The 26,219-nt window shown below is 65.2% G+C and carries 20 protein-coding genes; 6 read left to right on the plus strand and 14 right to left on the minus strand.

Going from position 1 to position 26,219, the window contains the following annotated elements; all coding sequences use genetic code 11:
* Positions 1-37: 37 nt before the first annotated feature.
* From Q4S45_RS07690 to Q4S45_RS07720, 7 genes are all read right to left on the minus strand, one after another.
* A complete protein-coding gene (locus Q4S45_RS07690; RefSeq protein WP_305510646.1) occupies positions 38-2,287 on the minus strand; it encodes an ATP-binding protein in 2,250 nt (749 codons plus the stop codon).
* 31 nt (positions 2,288-2,318) lie between these two features.
* Positions 2,319-3,233 (minus strand): EamA family transporter, encoded by a 915-nt coding sequence (locus Q4S45_RS07695; RefSeq protein WP_305510647.1) that lies wholly within the window; start codon positions 3,231-3,233, stop codon positions 2,319-2,321.
* Between the two features lie 8 nt (positions 3,234-3,241).
* Entirely contained in the window at positions 3,242-3,970 is a 729-nt protein-coding gene (locus Q4S45_RS07700) for an ABC transporter ATP-binding protein (RefSeq protein ID WP_305510649.1), read from the minus strand.
* 10 nt (positions 3,971-3,980) lie between these two features.
* On the minus strand, positions 3,981-5,927 hold the full coding sequence (locus tag Q4S45_RS07705; protein ID WP_305510651.1) for an ATP-binding cassette domain-containing protein: 1,947 nt from the start codon (positions 5,925-5,927) through the stop codon (positions 3,981-3,983).
* 3 nt (positions 5,928-5,930) lie between these two features.
* The gene (locus tag Q4S45_RS07710; protein ID WP_305510653.1) at positions 5,931-6,821 is read right to left on the minus strand and encodes a branched-chain amino acid ABC transporter permease; all 891 of its coding nucleotides are present in this window, start codon (positions 6,819-6,821) and stop codon (positions 5,931-5,933) included.
* Between the two features lie 100 nt (positions 6,822-6,921).
* Positions 6,922-8,079 (minus strand): ABC transporter substrate-binding protein, encoded by a 1,158-nt coding sequence (locus tag Q4S45_RS07715; RefSeq protein ID WP_305510655.1) that lies wholly within the window; start codon positions 8,077-8,079, stop codon positions 6,922-6,924.
* 236 nt (positions 8,080-8,315) lie between these two features.
* The gene (locus Q4S45_RS07720; protein WP_305510657.1) at positions 8,316-8,723 is read right to left on the minus strand and encodes a hypothetical protein; all 408 of its coding nucleotides are present in this window, start codon (positions 8,721-8,723) and stop codon (positions 8,316-8,318) included.
* Between the two features lie 105 nt (positions 8,724-8,828).
* On the opposite strand from Q4S45_RS07720, the gene Q4S45_RS07725 reads away from it, so the two are divergent.
* Genes Q4S45_RS07725 through eutC form a run of 3 tightly spaced genes read left to right on the plus strand, consistent with a single transcriptional unit; the run spans position 8,829 to position 11,538 of the window.
* Complete coding sequence (locus Q4S45_RS07725) at positions 8,829-9,398, plus strand: GNAT family N-acetyltransferase (RefSeq protein WP_305510659.1); 570 nt, start codon at positions 8,829-8,831, stop codon at positions 9,396-9,398.
* 20 nt (positions 9,399-9,418) lie between these two features.
* Positions 9,419-10,795, plus strand: a complete 1,377-nt coding sequence (locus tag Q4S45_RS07730; protein ID WP_305510660.1) for an ethanolamine ammonia-lyase subunit EutB — start codon at positions 9,419-9,421, stop codon at positions 10,793-10,795.
* Positions 10,792-11,538 (plus strand): ethanolamine ammonia-lyase subunit EutC, encoded by a 747-nt coding sequence (gene eutC / locus Q4S45_RS07735; RefSeq protein WP_305510662.1) that lies wholly within the window; start codon positions 10,792-10,794, stop codon positions 11,536-11,538. The genes Q4S45_RS07730 and eutC overlap by 4 nt, the downstream gene beginning before the upstream one ends.
* Positions 11,539-11,677: 139 nt before the next feature.
* On the opposite strand, the gene serB is transcribed toward eutC, so the two are convergent.
* Positions 11,678-12,520 carry a phosphoserine phosphatase SerB gene (gene serB, locus Q4S45_RS07740; protein WP_305510664.1) on the minus strand — a complete coding sequence of 281 codons (843 nt, stop codon included), beginning with the start codon at positions 12,518-12,520 and terminating at the stop codon, positions 11,678-11,680.
* 13 nt (positions 12,521-12,533) lie between these two features.
* On the minus strand, positions 12,534-15,980 hold the full coding sequence (gene mfd, locus Q4S45_RS07745) for a transcription-repair coupling factor (RefSeq protein WP_305510666.1): 3,447 nt from the start codon (positions 15,978-15,980) through the stop codon (positions 12,534-12,536).
* 317 nt (positions 15,981-16,297) lie between these two features.
* Between mfd and Q4S45_RS07750 the strand changes: the two genes are divergently transcribed.
* From Q4S45_RS07750 to Q4S45_RS07760, 3 genes are read left to right on the plus strand one after another with little or no spacing between them, the layout of a single operon-like run.
* Positions 16,298-17,863, plus strand: coding sequence for a hypothetical protein (locus Q4S45_RS07750; RefSeq protein WP_305510668.1), 1,566 nt, complete (start codon positions 16,298-16,300; stop codon positions 17,861-17,863).
* A complete protein-coding gene (locus Q4S45_RS07755; RefSeq protein ID WP_305510669.1) occupies positions 17,863-18,429 on the plus strand; it encodes a hypothetical protein in 567 nt (188 codons plus the stop codon). The genes Q4S45_RS07750 and Q4S45_RS07755 overlap by 1 nt, the downstream gene beginning before the upstream one ends.
* A gap of 14 nt (positions 18,430-18,443) precedes the next feature.
* Positions 18,444-18,917: a hypothetical protein gene (locus Q4S45_RS07760; protein ID WP_305510671.1), complete on the plus strand. Its 474-nt coding sequence runs from the start codon at positions 18,444-18,446 to the stop codon at positions 18,915-18,917.
* A 58-nt stretch (positions 18,918-18,975) separates the two neighbouring features.
* Here the strand turns inward: Q4S45_RS07760 and Q4S45_RS07765 are convergent, their stop codons facing one another.
* The 5 genes from Q4S45_RS07765 to Q4S45_RS07785 form a co-directional block, all read right to left on the minus strand.
* Positions 18,976-19,533, minus strand: coding sequence for a hypothetical protein (locus Q4S45_RS07765; protein ID WP_305510673.1), 558 nt, complete (start codon positions 19,531-19,533; stop codon positions 18,976-18,978).
* 197 nt (positions 19,534-19,730) lie between these two features.
* On the minus strand, positions 19,731-20,663 hold the full coding sequence (locus tag Q4S45_RS07770; protein WP_305510675.1) for a 5'-nucleotidase: 933 nt from the start codon (positions 20,661-20,663) through the stop codon (positions 19,731-19,733).
* Positions 20,663-21,634 carry an HDOD domain-containing protein gene (locus Q4S45_RS07775; RefSeq protein ID WP_305510677.1) on the minus strand — a complete coding sequence of 324 codons (972 nt, stop codon included), beginning with the start codon at positions 21,632-21,634 and terminating at the stop codon, positions 20,663-20,665. The genes Q4S45_RS07770 and Q4S45_RS07775 overlap by 1 nt, the downstream gene beginning before the upstream one ends.
* Positions 21,635-21,714: 80 nt before the next feature.
* On the minus strand, positions 21,715-23,700 hold the full coding sequence (locus tag Q4S45_RS07780) for an OPT family oligopeptide transporter (RefSeq protein ID WP_305510678.1): 1,986 nt from the start codon (positions 23,698-23,700) through the stop codon (positions 21,715-21,717).
* Positions 23,701-23,894: 194 nt separating this feature from the next.
* Positions 23,895-26,201 carry a penicillin-binding protein 1A gene (locus tag Q4S45_RS07785; protein ID WP_374046083.1) on the minus strand — a complete coding sequence of 769 codons (2,307 nt, stop codon included), beginning with the start codon at positions 26,199-26,201 and terminating at the stop codon, positions 23,895-23,897.
* Between the last annotated feature and the right edge of the window lie 18 nt (positions 26,202-26,219).

The following is a 26,219-nucleotide window of genomic DNA, read 5'->3' on the forward strand; positions in this document are numbered from 1 at the left end:
ATCACAATTGTGAAACCGCAGGCCCTTGGCGAGCACTTCAGTTGTGCGCCCACAACGCAGTTGGCGAGAGGGCAAGCTCCAGCTGTTCGATCGTTATCGGTTTCGTAAAATGATGCTGGAAGCCGGCGTCGAACGCGCGCTGGCGGTCGTCGGCGCTGCCGTAGCCGGTCAGCGCGATCAGTTCGATGCCGGCCGTCGCCGGATCGGCCTTGAGGGCGGCGGCGATCGCGTAGCCATCCATGCCGGCCAGGCCGATGTCGATGAAGGCGATCTCCGGCTGCGCGCGGCGCGCCAGCGCGATGCCTTGCGGGCCGTTGGCCGCGGCCGTCACGTCGCACGCCAGCATTTCGAGCAGCGCCGCCATCATGTCGCGCGCATCCTCGTTGTCTTCGATCAGCAGCACGCGGCGCCGCGCGGGAGCGGGAGGCGCCACGCTGGCCACGGCCAGCGGCGACTGGTCCGCCAGCAGCGGCAGCCGCACGGTGACGCAGGCGCCCTTGCCGTCGCCTTCGCTGTCGACCGCGACCGAGCCGCCGTGCAGTTCGACCAGGCGCCGCACCAGCGACAGGCCGATCCCGAGACCGCCCTCGATCCGCTGCAGCGACTGCTTGCCCTGGACGAAGATGGTGAAGACGTTCGGCAGCAGTTCGGGCGCGATGCCCATGCCCGAATCGCGCACCACCAGGTGGGCGCTGCCGCCGTCGTGCCGGAGGACGACGTCCACGCGGCCGCCGCGCGGGCTGTATTTGACGGCGTTGTCGAGGATGTTGTCGATCACCTGCACCAGCCGGGTCGGATCTGCATGGACCACGGCCGGCGCCAGGTCGAGGTGGAAATCGAAGTGCGCGGTGCGTCCGCTCGCCTGCAGCGTATCGACGCAGCGCGCCACCGCGTCGGCCAGGTCCACCGGCGCGCGCGCCAGCGTCAGCTTGCCCATCAGCGCGCGGTTCACTTCCAGCAGGTCGTCCACCAGCTTGCGCAGGTGGCCGGTCTGGCGCCGCACCACGTCGCGCGCGCGCGCGGCCAGGGCATCGTCGAGCGGGGCGCCGCTGTCGAGCAGCTGCACCGCGCTGGCGACCGCCGACAGCGGGTTGCGCAGTTCGTGCGCGAGCATGGCGAGGAATTCGTCTTTCGCCGCGTTCTGGTCCTCGGCGCGGGTGCGCGCCTCGCGTTCGAGCACCAGCAGCAGGTTGCGCTCGCGCTCGGCCGCGCCGCGCGAGCGCACCTCCGCCTGCAGGCGATCGGCTGCCTCGTGAATGGCTTCGTGCAGCTCCGCCAGTTCGACGATGCTGGCCGATGCGAGAGGCTCGACCGGTTCGCCGCGTCCAAGCTGGCGCGCGGCCTGCGACGCGCCGGCCACGAAGCGCACCAGCCGGCGCCCGGCCACGATGGCCAGCGTCAGCGCGGCGGCCATCGCGACGAACAGGCCGACTCCGATCGCCGCCACGCCATGCCACACCGCGTGGTCGATCTCGGCCACCGGGGCGCCGACGACGATGGTCCATCCCGACCCCGGTATGCGGTGAAACACGTCGTAGACTTCGACGTCGTCGCGCGTGACGTGGCGTAGCACGCCGTCCTGGGCTGAGCGCATCGCCTTGAGCATTTCCGGCGTGGCCGGCTTGCCGATGAACTTTTCCAGATTGTGGCTGCGCGCGATGATCGTGCCGTCGGCGTCGAACACCTGCACCCGCCAGCTGGCGGGGATCGCGCTGCCCGCAAAAGCGCGCGTGAAGAATTCGGGAGAGTAGGCCTGGCCGATTACGTGCTGGCGGCCCGAGTGCGTCCGTACCGGAGTCTCCACCATCACGAAGTTACTCAGCAGGACCGAGCCCCAGCGCAGGCCGGAGATATTGGTCGCGCCGGTCGCCAGCAGGTGAGTGATCTGCTCCGGGTCGGGACGCACCGGCAGCGCCGTGCCGAATGGGCGGCGGGTGTTGACCAGCTGCTGGCCCCTGGTGTCGTACAGGATGATCCAGGCGCCGGCGCCGGCGTTGACGGCGCGCGCTTCCGCGTCGAAGCGGCGCAGGTCGCCTTCGTCCAGCGCGCTCGATGCGCCCAGCGCGCGCAGCACCGCATCGGCGCGGCGGGTGTCGCTGTCGATCACGATCGCGGCCAGGCGCGCGCTGCCCTGGATGCGTTCGATCGCCGAATCGTGCTGCGCGTCGAGCATCACCTTCAGCGCGATCGCGCAGAAAATCGCCGCCGGCACGAGGATAGCCATTGCCAGCAGCAAGTAGTAGGTGCGCAGTTTCATCGGGATCGGGGCCAGGAGGTAAGCGCGCATTCTACAGGAACGCTGTAATGACATCGGATCATTAACGTCCCCGCTGCAGCCAGCGCGCGCCGAACATCACCGTGGCCAGCGCCGCCACCACCAGCGCGATGCCGGCCCATTGCCAGCCGCTGATGGAATCGCCCAGCACCAGCATGCCGGAGCTGATGCCCACCACCGGCACCGCCAGCGAAAAAGGCGCGACCCGGTTCAGCGGATGGCGCTTGAGCAGGCCGGTCCACAGCGCATAAGCGAGGATGGTGGCGAACCAGCCGAGGTAGGCCAGCGACAGCCAGGTGGTCCACGGCGCCGCGGTCCAGCGCCAGCGCGTCGCGGGGTCATCGAAGGCGAGCGACAGCAGCGCGAACGGGATGATCGGCACCAGCGAGCTCCAGACCATGAACGGCATCACGTCGAACTGCGCGGCCGACTGCTGCGCGCGCCGCACCACGATGTTCGACGCCGACCACATCGCCGCCGAGCCGAGCACCAGCACGAAGCCGAGCGGCGTGGTGCCGCCGGCGTCGGCGCCCGGCGACAGGTAGTTCATCGCGAAGCAACCGATGCCCAGCGCGGCCAGGAACAGTCCGGCCAGCAGGGCGCGGCTGGCGTGCTCGCGCAGCAGGACGAAGCCGAGCAGCGCGGTGAAGAACACCTGGGTCTGCATCAGCACCGAGCCGAGCGCCGCCGACATGCCCACTTTCAGCGCCAGGAACAGGAAGCCGAACTGGCCGACGCCTTGCAGCAGGCCGTACAGCACCACGAATTTCCAGTGCAATTTGGGCGGGCGGATGAACAGCACCAGCGGCAGCGCGGCGAACACGTAACGGCCGGCGCCGAGCTGGAACGGCGTCATGTCGTGCAGCGCGAATTTCATCGCGAGGAAGTTGGTGCCCCAGATCAGGACGACGCCCAGCGCGGCGGCATAGTCGCGCGCGCCGAGGGCGCCGTGGTTCATCGCCGCGCCTAGTGCGACTGCCCGCCGCCGAGATACGCGGCGACTACCTTCGGATCGGTCTTCAGGCTCTCGGCCGGCCCATGCACCGAGATGCTGCCGTTCTCCAGCACGTAGCCGTAGTCGGCGACGTTCAGCGCCGCGGCGGCGAACTGCTCGACCAGCAGCATCGTCACGCCTTCGCTTTTCAGCCGGGCGATGATGCGGAATACTTCTTCCACCAGGATCGGCGCCAGGCCCATCGACGGCTCGTCGAGCAGGATGACTTCCGGGTTCAGCATCACCGCGCGCGCCATCGCCAGCATCTGCTGCTCGCCGCCGGACAGCGTGCCTGCCAGCTGGTGCTGGCGCTCCTTCAGGCGCGGGAACAGTTCCAGCGCCTTTTCCAGGTCGTGCTTGATGTCGCCTTTCGGGCGCGAGCGGGTAAAGCGCGGGAAGGCGCCGAGCAGCAGGTTGTCGGTCACGCTCATGGTGGCGAACACGCGCCGTCCTTCCGGCGAATGGGCCAGGCCGGCGCGCGCGATCTTGTGAGATTCGAGCCCGGTGATGTCGCGCCCACCGAGCGTGACGCTGCCGCCCTTCGGCCGGATCATGCCGGAGATGGCGCGCATCGTGGTGGTCTTGCCGGCGCCGTTCGAGCCGATCAGCGTGACCAGCTTGCCCTTCGGGACCTCGAGCGAAATGCCGTGCAGGACTTCAACCTTGCCGTAGGCCGCTTGCAGGTTCTGGATCGATAACATGGCTGTCCTTTCAGTGCGCCGCGGCGTGCGCGCTGTCGCCGCTGCTGCCGCCGAGGTAAGCTTCGATCACTTTCGGATCGCCCTGGACCGTCGCCGGCGTGCCCTCGGCGATCTTTTGGCCGAAGTCGAGCACGGTGACGGTATCGGAAATGCTCATCACGACATCCATGTGGTGCTCGATCAGGATGATGGTGATGCCGTGGTCGCGGATCTTGCGGATGATCGCCATCAGCTCCTTGATGTCGGGCGCGGTCAGGCCGGCGGCCGGCTCGTCGAGCAGCAGCAGGCGCGGGTTCAGGCCCAGCGCGCGGCCGATTTCGAGCAGTCGCTGCTTGCCGTAGGGGAGGTTGCGCGCCTCCTCGTTGGCCAGCGACGACAGGCCGACGAATTCGAGGATGCTGGCGGCCCGCTCGCGCGCGGCCTTTTCCTCGCGCCGGTAGCGCGGCGTCTGCAGCATCACGTCTAGCACGTTGGAGCGGAAGGTGTGGTGCAGGCCGACCAGCACGTTTTCGGTGGCCGTCATCTCGCCGAACAGCTGCACGTTCTGGAAGGTGCGGGCGATGCCGCCCAGCGCGATCTGGGATGGCGTGCGGCCGGTGATGACCACGCCGTCGAAGGCCACCTTGCCGTCGGTCGGTTGGTAGATCCCCGTCAGCACGTTCATCATCGTGCTCTTGCCCGAGCCGTTCGGGCCGATCAGGCCGTGCACCGAGCGCTGCGCGACATTCAGGTCCACCTTGTTGAGCGCCTTCAGGCCGCCGAACTGCATCAGCACCTGGTCCACCTTGAGCAGCGTGGCGCCGGCCGCGCCGCCGTCGGCGCCGGCAAATGGATCGGCGCCGGCCGCGGCCACCGCCAGCGAGGCGTCATGCGCCGCACCGCGCCCCATCAGCGAGCGCAGGAAGCCGACGATCCCGTCCTGCAGGTAATACACGACGAACAGCGTCATCAGGCCGAAGATGGTCAGGCGCCAGTCGATCATGTTCTCCAGCCGGTAGGAGAAGAACACCATGCCGAGCGTGGCGACGACCGGCACCAGTACGCGGCCCGGCGTGCTTTTCTTCTTTGCCAGCGCGATGCCGGCGCCCACCACCGCGAGCACCGCGGCGCCGATCGCAATCATGCGGAACAGCGCGATGTCGGCCAGGAGGCTGGGCAGCATCACGACGATGATCGCGCCGATGATCGCGCCCGAGCGGGTCTTGCGCCCGCCCATGATCACCGCCAGCAGGAACAGGATGGTCAGTTCGAAGTTGAAGGTCTGAGGCGAGATGTATTCTTCCGAATACGCGAACAGGCTGCCCGCGAGACCCGCCAGGCCGGCGCTGATGACAAAGGCGTAGACCTTGTAGCGGTACACCGACACGCCCATGCAGTCGGACGCGATCGGGCTGTCGCGCAGTGCCTCGAAGGCGCGGCCCAGGTTCGAGCGCAGGGTGCGGTGCACCACGATCAGCGAGATCACCATCAGCGCGGCGACCAGGTAGAAGTAGCCCACCTCGGTCAGCTTGGTCCCGAACAGCACCGGCTTGGCGATCTTGATGCCGAGCGGGCCTTCGGTGAGCCAGGTCATTTCGTTGAGCAGGATCTGGATGATGGTGCCGAACGCCAGCGTGACCATCGCAAGGTAGGGGCCCGTCACGCGCAGCGCCGGGAGCGCGAGGATCGCGCCGAACAACGCGGCGCCGCCGATACTGCCGATCATCGCCAGCGGCCAGGGCACGCCGAGCTTGAACACGAGCACGCCGGTGAGGTAGGCGCCGATGCCGAACAGGCCTGCGTGTCCGAGCGAGACCTGGCCGGTGTAGCCGACCACGATGTCGAGGCCGAACAGCAGGATCGCGTAGATCAGGATCGTTTCGGCCAGGTGGATGTAGTACGGATTGGGGACGAGGACCGGATAGGCGATCAGCGCCGCGATGCCTGCCAGTCCGATGACTAAGTTTTTCTTATTCATGGGTCAGACCTTCTTGATCGCGGTTTTGCCGAACAGGCCGGCCGGTTTGATGGCCAGCACCAGCAGCAGCAGCAGCAGGCCGGGCACTTCCTTGTAGCCGGTCGACAGGTAGAAGCCGGTGGCGGTTTCAGCGATGCCCAGAATGAGGCCGCCGACGATGGCGCCCATGCCCGACGTCAGGCCGCCGATGATGGCCACCGCAAAGGCCTTGAGACCGAGCGAGGCGCCCATGGTGGCGCCGGTAAGCGTCAGCGGCGCGACCAGCACGCCGGCGAAGGCCGCTGTGGCCGACGACAGCGCGTACGAGAACGTGATCACCATGCTGGTGTTGATGCCCATCAGGCCGGCGGCGTCGCGGTCGTTGGACGTGGCGACGACCGCCTTGCCGTAAATCGACTTGCGGTTGAACAGTTCGACCGCGAGCATGATGGCGACGGCGCCGATCACCACCGCGATCTGCATCGGCTGCACGTTGGCGCCGAAGACGTGGAAGGGCGTGGTGGAAAGCGGGGAAGGGAAGGTCAGGTCGTCCTTGCCCCAGATATTTTCTGCGACGTTCTTGAAGATGATCGCCAGCGCGATGGTGGACATGATCCAGCCGAATTCGGACTTGATCTTGATGGCCGGGCGCACGCCGATCCATTCGACGAACATGCCTTGCAGCGCGCCAAACACCAGCACCACCGGGATCATCAGCAGGTAGCCCATGTAAGGGCCGCCGTGGATGTTACTGACCAGGGACAGGCCGACCAGCGCGCCGAGCATCAGCGCCTCGCCCTGGCCGAAGTTGAGAGTGCCGGAAGTGGCGAAGGTCAGCTGGTAGCCGAACGCGATGACGGCGTAGATCATGCCGAGCGCGATGCCGCTGAAAATAATCTGAAGCAGGATATCCATGATTTCACCCGATGGATGGCGCGCGGGCGCCACCGGTCAACAAGAAAATGGCCAGGCTTGAATCCTCAAGACTGGCCATAGATGGCATGAATCGAAGCGCTTACTTCGCCAGGACCACCTTGCCGCCCTTGACTTCGCCGAACACGGTGTTGCCGAAGTCGATCGCCTCGTGGTCGGTGTGGCTGTACGGCTTGTTGTAGGTGGTGACGACGCCTTCGACCTTCTCGTTCAGGTTCTCCAGCGCGTGCAGCACTTTCGGTCCTTCGGTGCTGCCGGCCTGCTTGATCGCCGCGGCCAGCAGGTAGATCGAGTCGTAGCCCTGGGCTGCCGACACGCCCGACGGCATGCGGTCGCCGGCCGGCTTGTAGGCCTTGATGTAGGCGTCGATGAAGGCCTTGCGCTTCGGTGTGCTGGCGTCCTGGATGAAGGTTTGCGGCATGCGCGTGCCGTCGCCGTTCTTGCCGGCGTTGTCGATGAAGTTACCCATCGCGAGGGTCCAGCTGCCGATCATCGGCACCTTCCAGCCCAGCTTTTCCATGCCATTGGCGATCTGCGCCAGTTCAGGGCCGATGCCGTAGGTGAGCACCACCTCGGCGCCGGCCTGCTTGGCCTTGAGCAGCTGGGCCGTCATGTCGACGTCCTTGAGGTTGTATTTTTCCACCGCGACCGCCTTGATCTTGCGCTTCTCCAGCGCCTTCTCGAGGTCATCCTTGCCGAGCTGGCCGTAGTTGGTGGAGTCGGCGAGGATCGCCACCTTCTTGAAGTGGCGGCGGTCGACCGCTTCCTGCACGATCATCTCGGACTGGATCGTGTCGTTGGCCGAGTTGCGGAAGATGTAGTTTTCCGGGTCCTTGGCGAACTGCTGGGTGATGACCGAGCCGGTGGCCACGTTGTTCATGACCGGGATCTTGGCTTCCTGGTACAAGCCCTGCGAAGCGAGCGCCACGCCGGTGTTGATGTAGCCGACGGTGGCGACGACGTGTTCCTTGTTGATCAGTTCCTGGGCGACCTGCTTGCCGCGCGGCGGGGAGGCCTCGTCGTCGCGCTCGACCAGCTGGATCTGGCGGCCGAGGATGCCGCCCTTGGCGTTGATCTCGGCGACGGCCAGCTTGACGCCGTCGCGCATGGACACGCCCATCGGCGCGGAACCGCCGGTGAATGGGCCCGATACGCCGATCTTGATCGGCTCGGCGGCCATCGCCGACATGACAAAACCCAGTGATACGCCCGCAACAATCGCTTTCAACTTGAAATTCATTTTTGCTGTCTCCATAGTGTTTTTCTATTGCCGTACGCTGGTCTGCTGCCCCCATCGATGGTTCATTGTATGGGAGCATTTTGCTAACAGCAATCGTTTGCTATGACGCAATGCACCATGCATACCTGTAAGGAATCGGTAAGGAAACAACTGTAGGAAGATCAAGTACTTACAGCGCAAATACAAAGGCCGCCTGAGGGGGCGGCCTTGTTAAATTGGTGCAAATCTACAGACGCTTACGGCCAGTGCGTGCCGATGCCGATGCCGCCCCAGTTGCGGCCGTGGCGGCCGCCCCAGCTGTGCCCGAAGCCCAGGCTCAGCGAGATGGGCGGATAGTAATAGGCTGGCGCCGGGGCGTAGTACATCGGGGCCGGGGCATAGTAGACCGGGGCCGGCGCGTAGTAGACCGGCTGCTGCACGTAGACCGGGCGGGATTCGACGATCGGCTGGGACGTGGACTGGACGTACTTGCCAGGCTCGGCGCCGAGGCGCGCTCCCGTGCCCGGCGCGACCGGCGTGACGGAAACGGTGTGCCACTGGCTTGGGTCGCCGGCGGCCGGATAGCGCTGCGCGTACGGGGCGGGCGGCGGGTAGGCGCAGCCGCTCAGCACGGCCACGCAGAGCAGGGGAATCAAGATTTTCATGGTGTCCTCGCGGAATGGGCGCTTATCATATGACTACTATATGAAGTTTTCGGTTTTCTTGCCGCGCAATTACAGCTTGTTACACTCACCGGGACAATGGAAATAATGGCGGACCAGACACCCATTCTCAGAGTGGCGCTGGCGCAGGATGTGGCGGTCTTGCAGGCACTGATCGAGCGTTCCGCGCGTGCGCTGAGCGTTGGTTTTTACACACAGGAGCAGATTGCGGCGGTAACGCGCGAAGTGTTCGGCGTGGACAGCCAGCTGGTGGCTGACGGCAGCTATTACGCGATCGAATGCGGCGGCGAAATCGTCGCCTGCGGTGGCTGGGGCAAGCGCTCGACCAGCTACGGCGGCGACCAGGCCAAGTCAAAGCCGGAGCGTCTGCTCGATCCGGCGACCGAGCCGGCAAAGATCCGCGCGTTCTTCGTCGATCCGGCGATGGCGCGGCGCGGGCTGGGGTCGATGCTGATGGCGCATTGCGCGAGCGAGGCTGCCGCCGCAGGCTTTACGCGACTCGAACTGGTTGCCACGATGCCGGGCGTGCCGTTGTATGAGGCGCTGGGGTTCTCACCGGTCGAACAGTTCGATCTGGCGCTGGGGCAGGGTAGTGTGATGGTGCCGGTTCTTCTCATGCGGCGCGGACAAACCCGGGGTCAGGTCCGGCGGACCTGACCCCATCTTCGGAGTTGCCTATGCCGCAGTACGCGCACGTAATCGGTACGAAGACCCACACCTTCCGCGATCTGCGCGCGCTGATGGCGTGCGCGACGCCCTTGCGCTCCGGCGACGTGCTCGCTGGCCTGGCCGCGGAGAGCGCCGAACAGCGCGTGGCGGCGCAGATGGCGCTGGCCGAACTGCCGCTGTCCACTTTTCTGCACGAGGCGCTGGTGCCGTACGAAAGCGACGAAGTCACCCGCCTGATCATCGACAGCCTCGATCCCGCGGCCTTTGCGACGGTCAGTCACCTCACCGTCGGCGACTTCCGCAACTGGCTGCTGTCCGATGCCGCCGACACCGCCGCGCTGGCCGCGCTGGCGCCGGGAATCACGCCCGAAATGGCGGCAGCCGTGTCGAAGATCATGCGCATCCAGGACCTGATCGTCGTGGGCGCCAAGTGCCGCGCGGTGACCGCGTTCCGCGGCACTATCGGCTTGCCGGGCCGCCTGTCCACGCGCCTTCAGCCGAACCATCCGACCGACGACGCGCGCGGCATCGCGGCTTCCATCCTCGACGGTCTGATGTACGGCAGCGGCGACGCGGTCATCGGCATCAATCCGGCCGGCGACAACGTGGCGCAGATCGTCACGCTGCTGGACATGCTGGACCAGTTCATCGGCCGGCTGGCGATCCCGACACAGTCCTGCGTGCTGACTCACATCACCAACACCATGGCCGCCATCGAGCGCTGGGCGCCGGTGGATCTGGTGTTCCAGTCGATTGCCGGCACCGAAGCTGCCAACCGCGCGTTCGGCATCGACCTCGCGCTGCTGGCCGAAGCGCACGATGCGGCCTTGTCGCTCGGACGCGGAACGGTGGGCGACAACGTGATGTATTTCGAGACGGGACAGGGAAGCGCATTATCGGCGAACGCGCACCACGGCGTCGACCAGCAGACCTGCGAGGCGCGCGCCTACGCCGTGGCGCGCAGGTTCAAGCCGCTGCTGGTCAACTCCGTGGTCGGCTTCATCGGCCCGGAATACCTCTACGACGGCAAGCAGATAACCCGTGCGGGGCTGGAAGACCATTTCTGCGCCAAGCTGCTCGGGCTGCCGATGGGCTGCGACGTCTGCTATACCAACCACGCGGAGGCCGACCAGGACGACATGGACAGCCTGCTGACGCTCCTCGCCGCGGCCGGCTGCAACTTCGTGATGGGCGTCGCGGGCGCCGACGACATCATGCTGAACTACCAGACCACCTCCTTCCACGACGCGCTGTACGTGCGGCGCCTGCTCGGACTGAAGCCGGCGCCCGAGTTCGAACAATGGCTGATCGGGATGGGAATATTTGCCGGCGACGGCGCTCTTGCAGCGTCGCAGCTGGCGCGCGCGGTGGGGCTGGAATCATGAGCATCGTTACAGTGAATCCGTGGGGGCAGTTACGCCAGTGGACTGCAGCGCGCATTGCGCTCGGGCGAAGCGGCGTGAGTCAGCCGACAGCGCCGCAACTTGCGTTCCAGCTCGCGCACGCGCAGGCGCGCGACGCGGTGCACATGGAACTCGACGACGCGGCGCTCGCCGAGCGCCTGGCCGTGTCGTTCGGACTGCGGTGCATCCGTCTTCACAGCGCCGCGCCCGACCGTGCGACCTACCTGCGCCGGCCGGATCTGGGGCGGCGGCTCGACGACGAATCGAAAATGGCGCTGGCTCCAGCGGCCTACGAAACCGGCTTCGTCATTGCCGACGGACTGTCGGCCCTCGCGATCGAGCGGCATGCGGAACCATTCCTGCGCGCCTGGACGGCGTTGAATCCCGGCCCGATGGCGCCGCTGGCGATCGTGAAACAGGGACGCGTCGCGGTGGGCGACGAGGTGGCGCAGCTGCTGGGCGTCGAATTGGTGGTGGTGATGATCGGCGAGCGGCCGGGTCTCAGTTCGCCCGACAGCATGGGCCTGTACCTGACCTGGCAACCGCGCGTCGGCATGACCGACGAGCGCCGCAACTGCATCTCGAATGTCCGGCCCGAGGGCCTCGGCTATGCGGACGCGGCTTCGAAGCTGGACTATCTGGTGCACGCAGCGCGCCAGCGCCGCATTTCAGGCGTGGCGTTGAAGGAGGAGGGGGCTGGTCCTGAAGCGCTTACGTTAAGGTGAAAAATTGCCGCGGCCGGCAGCATCGGGGTCTGGTCCCGCGGACCTGACCCCATTTTGATTTTGCCACGGTGTCGTCGATACTTCCAACATGGGGTCAGGTCCGCAGGACCAGACCCCGAAGTTGAACGCCGCGACTTGATCAGCCCAGGATCGCGAGCAGTCCGTCGAGGCCCGTGAAATTGAGCGCTATGTTGGCCTGTTGACGCACCACTGGCTTGGCGCGAAACGCCACCGACAGTCCCGCAATCCCCATCATCTTCAGGTCGTTGGCGCCGTCGCCGATGACGATGGCCTGCTCCGGGTCGATGCCCATGTCCGCGCACACGCGCTCCACGGTCTGCATCTTGCCCACCGCATCGACGATGCCGCCAACCACGCGCCCGGTCAGCTTGCCATGCTCGACTTCGAGCACGTTCGCGTGCGTGTAATCGAGCCCCAGCCGCTCCTGCAGCCGCTCGGTGAAGAAGGTGAATCCGCCCGACACCAGCAGCGTCTTGAGCCCGGCCCCCTTCACACCGGCCAGCATCGCCTCGCCGCCCATCGAAATGTGCAGGCGCTCGTCGTACACCCGCTGCAGCGCGCTCGCGTCGAGGCCCGCGAGCAGCGCCACGCGCCGCGTCAGGCTCTCGGCAAATTCGATCTCGCCGCGCATCGCCGCCTCGGTGATGTCGGCAACCTGCGGCTTGAGCCCCTGCATGTCGGCGATTTCGTCGATGCACTCGATGGTGATCAGGGTCGAATCCATGTCCATCGCCACCAGCCGGTAGTCGGCCAGCGTGCGCGCGGCGTCGATGAAGGTCGCGTCCACGCGCGCTTCGAGCGCCGCCAGTTCGACCGCCTGGCGCACCCCGTTCGAGTCGTCCACCTGCTCGCAGCGCAGCGCGTGCGGATTCAGTTCGAGCATGCGCGCCGGCAGGGCGAGCGTGGCAATCCGGCGCAGCTCCGGCATCGATGCCGCGGGGCCTTGCAAAACCAGGTTCATCGTCATTTGTTTGTCACGCCAGCAGTTGTTTGATGGTTTGCTTCACTTGCGTCACGCGCGCAGCCAGGTCCGGCATGGCCGCGGTGATCTTCAGCTTGTCCTGCCCGGCCAGCTTGATGTGGCGGTTCTTCTGGATCAGCGCGATGATGCGCATCGAGTCGATCGGCGGATTGACCATGAACTGCAGGTTGGCCGCTTCGCCATGCGCGTCGATCTTGACGATGCCCACGGCCTTGGCGGCGATGCGCAGCCGGTGCGTCTCGATCAGCGCTTTCACCGGCTCCGGCAGCTTGCCGAAGCGGTCGATCAGCTCTTCCTGCATGTCGTCGATCTTGCCGGCCTCGTTGCAGTTGGCCAGCCGCTTGTAGATTGACAGGCGCTCGTGCACGTCGCCGCAGAAGTCGGACGGCAGCAGCGCTGGCACGTGCAGATTGATCTCGGTGGTGGTCGCCAGCGGCGCCGCCAGGTCAGGCTCCTTGCCCGCCTTGAGCGAACGCACCGCCTCGTGCAGCATGTCGGAATACAGTTGGAAGCCGATTTCGAGCATCTCGCCGGACTGGTTCTCGCCCAGCACCTCGCCGGCGCCGCGGATCTCGAGGTCGTGCATCGCCAGGAAGAAGCCGCTGCCCAGTTCTTCCATCTGCTGGATCGCGTCGAGGCGGCGCTGCGCCTGCTTGGTCAGGCTCATCACGTCGTGCACCAGCAGGTAGGCGTAGGCCTGGTGGTGCGAACGGCCGACCCGGCCGCGCAACTGGTGCAGCTGCGCCAGGCCGAAACGGTCAGCGCGATGCATGATGATGGTGTTCGCGGTCGGCACGTCGATGCCGGTCTCGATGATGGTCGTGCACAGCAGGATGTTGAAGCGCTGCGCCACGAAGTCGCGCATCACGCGTTCCAGGTCGCGCTCGTGCATCTGGCCGTGCGCCACGCCGATGCGCGCCTCCGGCAGCAGCTCCTGCAGCATCGCCAGGCGGTTCTGGATGGTCTCGACCTCGTTGTGCAGGAAGTAGATCTGGCCGCCGCGCTTGAGTTCGCGCAGGCAGGCTTCGCGGATCACCGAGCCGTCCTCGCTGCGCACGAAGGTCTTGATCGCCAGGCGCTTCTGCGGGGCGGTGGCGATGATCGAGAAGTCGCGCAGGCCTTCGAGCGCCATTCCCAGCGTGCGCGGGATCGGCGTGGCGGTCAGGGTCAGCACGTCCACCTCGGCGCGCAGGGCCTTGAGCGCTTCCTTCTGGCGCACGCCGAATCGGTGTTCCTCGTCGATGATGACGAGGCCCAGGCGGGTGAACTTGACGTCGGGCGAGAGCAGCTTGTGGGTGCCGATGACGATGTCGAGCGTGCCGTCGGCCATGCCCTTGATGGCGTTGTTGATTTCCTTGCCGGTGCGGAAGCGCGACAGCTCGGCGATGCGCACCGGCCAGTCGGCGAAGCGGTCGGCGAAGGTCTGCGCATGCTGCTCGGCCAGCAGCGTGGTCGGCGCCAGGATCGCCACCTGCTTGCCGCCCATGACGGCGATGAAGGCCGCGCGCAGCGCCACTTCGGTCTTGCCGAAGCCGACGTCGCCGCATACCAGCCGGTCCATTGGCTTCCCGCTGGTCATGTCCTTGATGACATTGTTGATCGCTTCCTGCTGGTCGACCGTTTCCTCGAAGCCGAAGCTGTCGGCGAAATTCTGGTAGTCGTGCGCCGAATACTCGAAAGAATGGCCCTGGCGCAGCGCGCGCCGCGCGTACAGGTTGAGCAGCTCCGCGGCGGTGTCGCACACCTGTTCGGCCGCCTTGCGCTTGGCTTTCTCCCACTGGCCCGAGCCGAGCGAATGCAGCGGCGCGTCCTCCGGCGATGCGCCGGAATAGCGCGAGATCACGTGCAGCTGCGCGACCGGCACGTAGAGCTTGGTGTCCTTGGCGTATTCGAGGTGCAGGAACTCGGTCTCGCCTTCGCCCAGGTCCATGCTGGTCAGGCCCATGTAGCGCCCAATGCCGTGGTTGATGTGCACCACCGGGTCGCCGATCTTGAGCTCCGACAGGTCGCGCACCATCGACTCGACCTGAGTCGCGCCTTCCTGCTTCTTCTTGCCCACGCGGCGGCCCGAGCCCGCATACAGCTCGGTCTCGGTGATGAACACCAGGTTGCCGGTCTGCTGCTCGAACAGCTCGAAGCCGGCCTGCAGCGGCGCGACGCCGAGGGCCAGCTTCGCGCTCGATGCGCGGAAGCCTTCGAAGCCTTCGACCGGCGCCACGTCCAGGCTGTACTCGTTGAAGTACTGCTGCAGCGTTTCGCGCCGGCCGTTCGATTCGGCGCAGATCATCACGCGCGAGTCGTTCTGGAACAGGAAGGCGCGCAGGTTGGCCAGTGGATCGTCGATGCGGCGGTTGACCGCGATGTTCGGGATCGGCGCCGACAGTTCGGACGGGGCGGAGTCGGCGTCCTTGCCGATCACCCAGCGCGGGAACGGCTTGGCCAGCGCGAAGAAGCCTTCGTCGCTGAGGAACAACTCGTCCGGCGGCAGGATCGGCCGCTCGCGGTCGGCCTTCAGGAAGCGGTAGCGCGATTGCGTGTCGGTCCAGAAGCGCTTGATGGCGCCGTCGATGTCGCCCACCAGCGCCAGGCTCGCTTCCATCGGCAGGTAGTCGAACAGGGTCGCCGTCTCTTCGAAGAACAGCGGCAGGTAGTATTCGATGCCGGCCGACGCAATGCCGCTGCCGATGTCCTTGTACACCACCGAGCGCGAGGGATCGCCCTCGAAGCGCTCGCGCCAGCGGCTGCGAAAGCTCGTGCGCGCCGGCTCGTCCATCGGGAATTCGCGGCCAGGCAGCAGGCGCACTTCGCGCACCGGGTACAGCGAGCGCTGGGTGTCGGCGTCGAAGGTGCGGATGGTTTCGATCTCGTCGCCGAACAGGTCGAGCCGGTACGGCAGCGCGGAACCCATCGGGAACAGGTCGATCAGGCCGCCGCGCACCGAGTATTCGCCCGGCGACATCACCTGCGACACGTGGGTGTAGCCGGCCAGCGTCAGCTGCTGCTTGAGTTTCGCTTCGTCGAGCTTTTCGCCCTGCTTGAAGAAGAAGGTGTAGGCCGCGAGGAAGGACGGCGGCGCCAGGCGCACCAGCGCGGTGGTGGCCGGCACCACCAGCACGTCGCACTGTCCGTTCTGGATTTCGTGCAGCGTGGCCAGGCGCTCGGACACCAGATCCTGGTGCGGCGAGAACGCGTCGTAGGGCAGCGTTTCCCAGTCAGGCAGCAGGTGGCACGAAAGCTGGTCGTTGGCGAACCACGGGATTTCGTCGAGCAGGCGCTGGCCGTCGCTGGCGCTGGCAACGATCACCGTCAGCATCTGCTTGTTCTTCTTCAGTTCCAGGCCAGCTACGGCAAGGGCGTACGCGTCCGACGAGCCGTACAGGGCCGGCAGCGCGAAACGGGTGCCGGATTTGGGAAGGGATTTCTTTAAATCGAAGGGCATGCAGGAGGCGAAAACGATGGGCTTTGGTGACTAATTATAGTCGTAATCCCTTGCTCGCTTCGTCACTGAGCATTCGTCATTCCGGATCGGACCGTCATCGAGTGTGCTTCTATAGTTCCACCCCTTGCGCGTTACCATTGAAGACCGGCGTTGGACGGTGTGCGGAATTCGGAATATTATTATCAATGATTGATGTATTGGCAATATTTTCTGGTAGATTGGCAAGTGATTTTCGGCATTCTCTCAAATGCGTCCGAGCGTCGCGTTACCTCTGAGAGAGCTTGAGTGACTTGTGGATTGTCTACCGGAGAAGTGGTATGCGGATACTCGCTGCACGCGTATTTCTTGCAGGCTTTGTCGTCGGTATGTCGCTGTCCTTACCGGGGTGCGCAATGTACAGTGAGACCCGCCACAAACAAGCCATTTCCGCTAAAGAGGCCTGGAAAAAAGTCGACCTTGCGGGCCAACTCACCGTGGCGCGCAAGGACGAGGCAGCGTTACTGGCCGAGCAACTGCGCACCGAAGACGCTTTAAAGCGAGCCGCGCGCGATCGGACTGCATTGACCATGGTGCTGGGTGGCCCGATTGAAAACACCCTGCTCAAACCTATCCGGCACGACCTGCATTTGCTGATTGGCAGCGAGGGCAGCGATGCCGCGGATGCCAGCAAGGCCGATACTTTGCTGGCTGCGCTCGCGGACCAGGTGGAGCAACAGAGCTTCCTGAAAATCGTGGAAGGCGAGTTCACGCGTTTTGGGCTTGAAATGCCGTCATGCGCAAGCATTATCGACGGGACCGCGGACCAATCGCTGACCGAGTGGATCAAGGCACACCCGCGCGCGGAGGGTGAATTCATCGACGCGGCCTGGATGCGCGCGGATACGACCTGCAGGTTCCTTGTGGACGCGACTGCGGATGTCAAGGCGGCGCTCGATGGCAGCCTGAAAGCGAAGATGGCTGCAATTAATGAAGCCTCGACATCGCTGGAAGCAAGTCAAAAGGCAGGGGCTAACCAGCGCAATCGTTATCGCGCGGCCGCCAAGGAACTCGATACGGCAATGAAGGCATTGCAGGAGAATCCGACAGGCGCGCGCGATAAGGTCGACGCCGCGCTTGAGCGCATGAAATCCCTGGCCGGCGCAATCGACAAGCTGCCCGACGCCTTTTCGTCCAAATTCATTTCCGACGCGCGCGTCAAGTCCTTGAACGATTTGGTCGCGACGGTGGAGAAATCGCGCGAGACCGGTAAGGCGCCGGACGACGCCACCACTGCGGCGAAGATCTTGACGCAGTTCCCCGACTTGATCGATCGCGCGAATGTCGCGCTTGCAGACGCACAGAAACCGCGGTTGGCGCCCCTGGTGCTGATGAAGAACCTGGAAAATGTCAGAGCCGACGCCGCGGCGCGCGATGTCGCTTCTCAGTTGACGAAAGCAAGCCTGCTGCGCGAGCAGTTCAGGTGGGAACTCGAGCGCCTGAGGGCAATCCGGGACGCCTACGACTTCCTGACCAACCACTGCGATCCCTGTTTGGCCTGGAGTTTGTCGGAAGCCCTTCAGCCCGTGGACGACAGGCAGGCCTCGGGAAAAGATGGAATGAAGCTCGTTGAGGCCAAGGCGAATGTGCTCAAGGCGGCTTCGCTCTATCTTGATTCAAAGGGGCGCCTGGAAGCGTCGGTCAGCAAGATTCAATATCAACTCAATGCGCTCGAATACGAAAGGGCGCTGGCCCACGCCGAAGGCAATATCGCCCAATGGAATACGCTGGTCACGTCGGTGGTCGACCAGATGAGCGATTTCGGTGAAATGGGCATCAAGAAAGAGGATGTCGCGGCCTTCGTCACCGCTGCGGCAATGCTTTGGATCGGCAAAGGGGTGAACTGATGATTCGACTGCTCATGATGGTTTCGCTCGGCCTTGTCCTGGGCGGCTGCAAGACACAGCAAGTGGCGCTTGACGAAGCGAATCACGGCGTTGCGCTCATCTCGGAGTTGGAGACTTCACTGGCGGACTTCCGCCGAATCGAAACGCATTCGCTGAACGCAAGGAGCGCGTCCCTTCGCGCGCAAAAGGATGCGCTGGCGGCCGTCGAAAAGATTGCAAAGCGCGATATGCGCATTCGCGCTGCCGTGGGCGACAGGGCGACCGCGCGCATCCTGGACACGCTGCTGGCAAGCACGGACGCACTGGCCGACGAAGACGCCGCGTACGTCAATGCCGCTGCCCAGAATGAAGCTGCGGTCGCCGCTCTGCTGACGCCGCTGCCAACCACGAAGGAATCGACGTCCGCCGCCCAGACCGCGCTTGCGGAGATGGGAAAAGAGCTTGGCGGCGGGATTCGAAGGGCGGAATTCTTCGCCTTTTGGAAAGCCGTCAAGGCGAGCGTGGAGAAGGAGAAAGAAGAGATAGCCAAGGCGGAAGTTGATGCATCTGACTCAGAATCAAAATAAGAGGAGGCGAGAAAATGGAAACCGCAGTCAAAAAACAGTACATGCTCAACTATTTCGATACCCTGCGCATGCTTCAGAAGAAGCAAAAAGCACTGGAGGGAGAGGCGACCAGCGCAAAGATCACCGATGCGGAGCGCGCTGAGGCAGCCGCCGCCTTTCTGGACCTCGCGTCGAAAATCAGCGGGTTCAAGGACGCCCATGAGGCGCTGATGCAGAAATTCACATCGGTCGGCGTCGAGCCACCTGGAGAGGCGCTGGTCACCAAAACCCAGCAATTGGAGGATCAGCTCGGCGCCGCAATCGCGACGCAGAATGAACACAGTGCGCTCCTGAAAAGCGTTACCAGCCTGGTGTCCGAGTGGGCGTCGATCTCGCCGGAGACCGTCGGCAGGGTGGCCGCTGGCGCCCCCGCGCATGGGGGAGGCCAGCAGGGAGACCTGGCGCCGGCGGCGAAGATATCGCATCTTGCGTTTATCGGAGAGGCGTGATTGCATCGCAGGGCGGGCGTGGCTGGATGTTTTGACCAGTTGCCGCGGGCAGAAGCGCTCAGCGGGCGAGGACGGGGTACGGCTCGCTGGTCAATGCCTCGAGGACCGCGCTTCCCACCAGGTATGGCCGCCATTTGATTTGAGGGATATCGTCGGGCGAGCCGATAATCGGCAGGATGCGCGGTGGCGTGGCGTTCTTTAACAGCGCGAGGTGAACCATCAGGGTCATGTCGACGATTTGACCTGCCCCCAGCGACCACCACACGTGATAATTGGCGCGCCGACGGATTTCCTGGATGTCTTCGATATCGGCCGACAGGATCGGGATGCCCTGATACTCCGCCGATCCAAGCGTGAGAACAATTTCACGTTGGATCGCGCGCTCGAACCGCGGTTTTGCAGCCACCGACACTGTCGCGCACTCGAGCGCCACGTCGCAGGTGCTGGAGGTGGAGATGCCCTTTGCCAGCTGCCGGGTCAGATCCGCCAAGCCTCCAACGGCGTCAAACAAGGTTTCGACAGGAATTGGCCCGGCGCCGTGTCGGATCGTTTCGGCCGGGATGCCGAGCGCGCGCGTTCTCGCATAGGCGCTGTGCAAATACTCGGAATAGGCCATGGGATCCACTGGTAGGTGCCGGGCAAAGGTCGCGAGCCGAGATGCCCGCTATTTCAATGGGCGCACCAAAAAGCCTGGTTCAGACATGGGGTGGCCCAAGGGAAGTATGCTTGAGTGCGCCTGGCACTTGTTGAGAGCGCTCAACCGGGCGCCCGACTGGCTCGCCGAATCGCTGCGATCGGCCGGGTGTGTCGGGCCTAAGTCCGGCGGTTCGCGATCCCGAAGGGCACGTGCACCATCGGGATGGTCCCGCCCGGCGAGGACTTCAGGTGCGTGAGCTGGTCGTCGAAGAAGATGTGCGGCTTGAACACCGACAGCACGCGCGCCTTGTCCATCCCGCCCAGGAAGAAGGTCTCGTTGGCCGACACGCCCCAGCTCTTGAGGGTGGTGATGACCCGCTCGTGCGAGGGCGCGCTGCGCGCCGTGATGATGGCGATGCGCAGGATGCGGCGGTAGTTCGGGTCGCGCTTTTCCATGCGCTCTTCCATCCGCTGCATCAGCGCCAGCTTCTGGAACATGTCGGCCAGCGGGCCTGGCTGGTGCGGGCGGCCCACGTGGAGCGCCTCGTGGGCGTGGAATTCGTCCAGGCCGTTCTGCTTGAACACCGTCTCGGCCTCGTCGTCGGCGATCACGCCATCGAAGTCGAAGGCGACGCGCAGTTCGATGTCGTCATCGTCGTCGGCGATCTTCGACGGCAGCACCAGGCCGGCCGGATAGTTCGCTTCGATCGCGTTCTTGACGTCTTCCTCGTTCGCGCTCAGGAACAGCGAGGTATTGAACGCCGGCAGATAGGCGTAGGGCGACTTCCCGGTGGTGAACGACGCGCGCGAAATATCGAGGCCGTAATGGGCGATCGAGCGCATCACGCGCAAGCCGGTCTCCGGGGAGTTGCGCGAGAAAAGCACCACTTCGACCGGCGACTGGCGCGGGAAGCACTTGTTGATGTTCAGGAAGCGCCGGATGAAGGGGAAGGCGACGCCTTTTTCAAGGATCACGTCCAGATGCTGTTCCTGGAAGTTGCGGTACTCTTCCGGCCCGCCATCCAGGTATGCCTGGTGCGACCCGGTCAGGTCGAACAGGGCGCTGGACGCGACCCCGATCACCAGCTTGTTCTCGATCTGAAACGGCATTAATGTTCCTCGGTGCTGAGTTTATCGAAGACCGCTCGCGCATCGGCGGCGAGGGCAAGTACCGCGGGATCGTCGGCGCCGATGACGCCCGCGTCGACCAGCAGGCGCAGCATGCCCACGTGGTCGGCCAGCGCCAGGACCTGCGCCAGCGGCGCGGCGTCGGGCTGCCCCGCATCGACGATGGCGTTGCAGACCGACGCGGGGAATTCCCACAGCGCCGCGATGCGGGCCGACAGCACGCGCGCGTTCGCCACCAGTGGCCCGCCGAAGTCGTCGGACTGCGGCAGCGCGGGCCCGGTGTAGATCTGGTCGATCAGTCGCAGCGCGACGATCAGGCCCACGTGATGCAGCAAGCCGGCGAGGTAGGCCTCGAACGGATTGGCGCCCATTCGAGGCGCCAGCATGCTGCCCGCCATCGCGCACGCCTCGGACTGGCGCCAGACCAGAGGCGCGGCCTGCAGCGCGAACGGGCCGGACTGGTTGTTGATGATGGGACGGAACGCGACGCGCGCCAGCAGCATGCGCATGCCGTTCTGCCCGAGCAGCAGGACGGCCGCTTCGATGTTCCTGATCGGCGCGGCGGGGCTGTAGTACGGGCTGTTCGCCTCGCGGATCACTTCGGCCACCAGCACGACGTCCTGCGCCAGCTGGCGCGACAGGTCGGCGCCGGACATCGATTCGTCGCGCAGGCTGCGCAGCAGTTGCGGGATCACCGCCGGCACGCGCGGCACCAGGTCGGCGCCGGCTTCAGGCGAGTCCACAAGGCGGGCGAATTCGTCGAGGATCAGGCGTTCCGTGGAAGGCAGGATGTCGGCGCCGGGCGGCCCGGCCAGCCAGCGGTAGAACAAGGCGGGGATGCCGGCAGGATGCTGCGCCGGCTCGGGTTGCGGGGTCTGCGCGGCCGGCGCAGGCGCTGGCCTGGGCGCCTCATCGGCCGATCGATTGAACCATCGCGCAATCCAGTTGATCATCGGGCGGGAAGAATGGCCAGTTAAAAAAGATGGTCCATTCTACCCGAGATGCGGGCCAGTCCGGCGGACCGGCGGCCAGCTTACGCCTGGACGCGTTGCGCGTTGTTCGCCGCCCAGCGATACAGTCCCGCGACCATCGCCGCGCCAAGAACGGTGGCGATCATCATCGCCTGGGCTTCGCTCAAGCCGTTGGTGATTGCCAGCGGCTCGCCCTTGCCGGTCGAGACAATCAGCCCTGCGAGCGCAACGTTGAACAGGCTTTCTCCGACGATGAAGCCGGACATGATCAGCACGCCCATGCGCTTGGCCGCTTCGCCGAAGGTGCGGTGTTCGACCGACCGTTCGAACAGGTAGCCGGCAACGGCGCCCACCACCACCGGCAGCGTGACCGCGCTCGGCAGGTAGATCGCCAGGCCGACGCCCAGGGGCGGCAGGCTGTATTTACCATTGCTCGATTTTTTCAGCACGTAGTCGATGACCACCAGGGCCAGTCCGATCAGGACGCCGTAGCCGAGCAGGTTCCACGGCAGGTTGCCGCCGATGACGCCCTTGGCCAGCGTCGATATCAGCGTCGCTTGCGGCGCCGCCAGCGGGGTCGACGAAATCGCTTCCAGGTTCGGCGCGCCGGCAAAGCCGTTGGCGCGATTGAGCAGCTCGAGCACCGGCGGCACCACGGCCGAACCGGCGGCCACGCCGACCAGCAGGGCGACCTGCTGCTTCCACGGCGTTGCGTCCACCAGCTGGCCGGTCTTCAGGTCCTGCAGGTTGTCGTTGCCGATCACCGCCACCGCCAGCACGACGGTGGTGACGAACAGGGCAAAGGCGACCAGCGCCTGGGCGACGTCCGGACCGATCGTGTGGCGCGCGACCATGCCGACGCTGAGCGACGCGCCGAGGATGGTGAGGATGGCGATACCGGAGACGGGCGAATTCGAGGAGCCGATCAGGCCCGCCATGTAGCCGCAGACCGCGGCGGCGAACATGCCGGCGAAGAGGATGTAGGCGACGCCGACGGCCACCAGCGGCACCGACAGGCTGGCCAGCGGCCCGCCTTGCAGGAATGCCGCCAGCAGCCAGCCGGCGGGCACCATCGAGATCAGGGTGACCAGGCCGACGATGAAGATCGGCAGGTCCTGTTCCGAACGGGCGATCACGGCGCCGTCGGTTTTGGCGTGGCGCGCGGCGGCCATCGCCGAGCGCAGGCCGCCGATGACGGGCTTGGCCAGGCTGGCGAGGGTGACGATTGCGGCGGCGCCGATCGCGCCGGCGCCTATCATGCGCACCTGGCTGCTCCATACGCCCTGCGCGAGGTCGGAGGCGGAAACGCTCGCCGCTGCCGGCTGCATTGCCGTCATCATCGGCACCAGCACGCCCCAGGCGATCGCCAGGCCGGCCAGCATCGCGATGCCGACGGTGATGCCCATCAGGTGGCCGGCGCCGATCAGCGCGAGCGAGCTCGATGCGCCGATGCCGGTGGCGCCCTGGCCGGCGCGGAAGTAGACCGACACTTCGGCGGCGATCAGCTTGGCGGCGGCGAAGGCTGCGAAGGCGGCCGATGCGATGCTGCCCCAGATGACGGCCCACAGTCCGGCCTTGCCTTCCTGCGCGCCGCTGCGCGAGGACATCCCCACTTTCAGGACTTCGGCCGCGGCCACGCCTTCCGGATACGGCAGGTCGGACTGCGATACCAGCGCGCGCCGCAGTGGCATCGTGTACATCACGCCGAGCACGCCGCCGACGGCGCAGCAGCCGAAGGTGGGCCAGAACGGCACGTGCGCCCACCAGCCGATCATCAGCAGGCCAGGCAGCACGAAGATCACCGACGCCAGCGTGCCGGCGGCCGACGCGATGGTCTGGACAATATTATTTTCCTGGATCGTCGCGTCCTTGAAGGCGCTGAGCAGCGCCATCGAAATCACCGCGGCGGGGATCGATGTGGCGAAGGTAAGGCCCACTTTCAGGCCGAGATAAACCTGCGCCGCTGTAAATATCAGGGTGATGACCACGCCGAGGACAATGCCGCGGATCGTGATCTCTTTTGGTTCAGCCTTTGACACCGTCGCCATCCGCAGCACTCCAATATGTGAGATTTTTATTAAAAAAGCGTCTCATCATAACCGCGTCATCGCAAAATCCAAAGCGCGGGGAGAACGGAGCCGTCCTTTGCAGCATCGGGGTCTGGTCCCGCGGACCTGACCCCATTTTGAAAACGCCACTGATATGTCCCAGATGGGGTCAGGTCCGCCGGACCAGACCCCGATTACTGCGGCGGTGGCGGAGCTTCCGCCGGCGCCGCCTCGGGCGCGGCCGGCACGTCGATGCTCTTGAACTCGGTCGTCCCCGCATATTCCGCATAGACCCAGTCGTCATCCTGCCGCACCACGCCCTCCGGCGCCTTGCGTTCCTGCTCCGGATGTTTGGCCAGCGCCACGCGCATGTAGTCGATCCAGATCGGCATCGCCAGCGTCGCGCCGAATTCGCGCCCGCCCAGCGATTTCGGCTCGTCGTAACCCATCCACGCCACCGCGACGATGTTCGCGCCGTAGCCGGCGAACCAGCCGTCCATCGCATCGCTGGTGGTGCCGGTCTTGCCGGCGATGTCGGCGCGGCCCAGCTTTTTCGTCGCATCCGCGCCGGTGCCGTAGCGCGTCACGTCGCGCAGCATGCTGTCGGTGACGAAGGCGTTGCGCTCGTCGATGACGCGGTTTTCGTCCTTGCGAATCTCCGGCTTCTTCGCCTCGGCGATGACCACGCCGCGGGCGTCCTCGATCTTGCTGATCAGGTAGGGCTGCACCTGGTAGCCGCCGTTGGCGAACACCGCGTACGCGCCGGCCATCTGCAGCGGCGTGACGGCCCCCGTGCCGAGCGCCATGGTCAGGTTGTTCGGATGGCGCTCCTTTTCGAAGCCGAATTTGCCGATGTAGTCGTGGACATACGGGACCGTCACCGCGCGCAGCAGGCGCACCGACGCCACGTTCTTCGATTTTGCCAGCGCGGCGCGCATCGTGATCGGTCCGTCGAACACGTTGTCGTCATTTTGCGGCGACCAGGTCTTGCCCGCGTCTTCGCCCGGCATGTCGAGCGGAGCATCCATGATCAGCGTGGCCGGCGAAAATCCCTTTTCGAGCGACGACGAATACAGGAAAGGCTTAAAGGCCGATCCCGGCTGGCGCCATGCCTGGGTCACGTGGTTGAACTTTTGCAGGTTGTAGTCGAAGCCGCCGACCAGCGCGTGATACGAGCCTGTGTCTGCGTCGATCGACACGAAGGCGGCGGATACCTGCGGCAGCTGGACGATGGCCCAGTTCTTCTTGCCCTCCTGGCTGAGGCGCACGATGGAACCCGGCGCGATCCGGATGGCGCCTTTGGCGTTCGGCGACAGGCCCGCGGCGGCGAATTTCAGGCCGGCGCCGGTAATTTCCAGCGTCTCGCCGTCGACGGTCTGGACCCGCACCATTTTCGGCGACGCGGCCAGCACCACCGCCGGAGGCAGGCCGTCACTGGAACGGCGCTTCTGCAGCGCTTCGTCGATGGCGTCGTCGCGCTCCTCCTGGTCGGCCGGCAGGTCGATGGACGCCTCCGGGCCGCGATAACCGTGGCGCTGGTCGTAAGCCAGCACATTGCGGCGCAGCGACTGGTAGGCGGCGTCCTGGTCGGCTTTCAGGATCGTGGTGGTGACGACGATGCCCTTGGTGTAGGCGTCTTCCTTCAGTTGCGCGTAGGCCGCCTGGCGGGCGATTTCGGCGACGTACTCGGCGTGGGTGTCGTATTCCTGGCCCTTCTGGTTGATGTGCAGCGTTTCGGCCAGCGCTTGTTGGTACTGTGCCTCGGTGATGACGTCCTGCTCGCGCATGCTCTTGAGGACGACGTGCTGGCGCGCGCGGGCGCCTTTCGGATTGACCACCGGGTTATGGCGCGCTGGATTCTGCGGCAGGCCGGCCAGCATCGCGATCTCGGCCACCGACAGGTCGTTCAGCGATTTTCCGAAGTAGATCTTCGACGCGCTGCTGAAGCCGAAGGCGCGCTGGCCGAGGTAGATCTGGTTCATGTACAGCTCGAGGATCTGGTCCTTCGTCAGCGCCGCTTCGATCTTGTAGGCCAGCGCCACTTCGTTGAGCTTGCGGGCGATGAGCTTGTCGCGCGACAGGAAGAAGTTGCGCGCCACCTGCATCGTGATGGTCGAGCCGCCTTGGCGGAAGCCGCCGCGCAGGTTCGCCTTGGCCGAGCCCATTGCGCGTATCCAGTCGATGCCGCCGTGCTGGTAGAAGCGCTTGTCCTCAATCGCCAGCACCGCCTTTTTCATCAGCGCCGGCATTTTCTCGATCGGCACGAAGTCCCGGTGTTCCTCGCCGAATTCGCCGATCAGCACATGATCGGCCGTGTAAACACGCAGCGGAATCTTCGGCTGGTAATCGGTGACGGCGTCGATGGCCGGCACGTTCGGCAGCAGAGCGGCCACACCGTACAATACCGCGCCGACGACAATCAACAGGAGGACAAGGGCGGCCAGGATGAAGAATCCCCGGGCCGATTGGGGGCGTTGCGACTGCTTGTTCGTTCGTGTCAAGACGTGCTCTCTTCGGTA

The organism is Massilia sp. R2A-15 (genome assembly GCF_030704305.1).
Lineage (GTDB): Bacteria > Pseudomonadota > Gammaproteobacteria > Burkholderiales > Burkholderiaceae_D > JAFCUW01.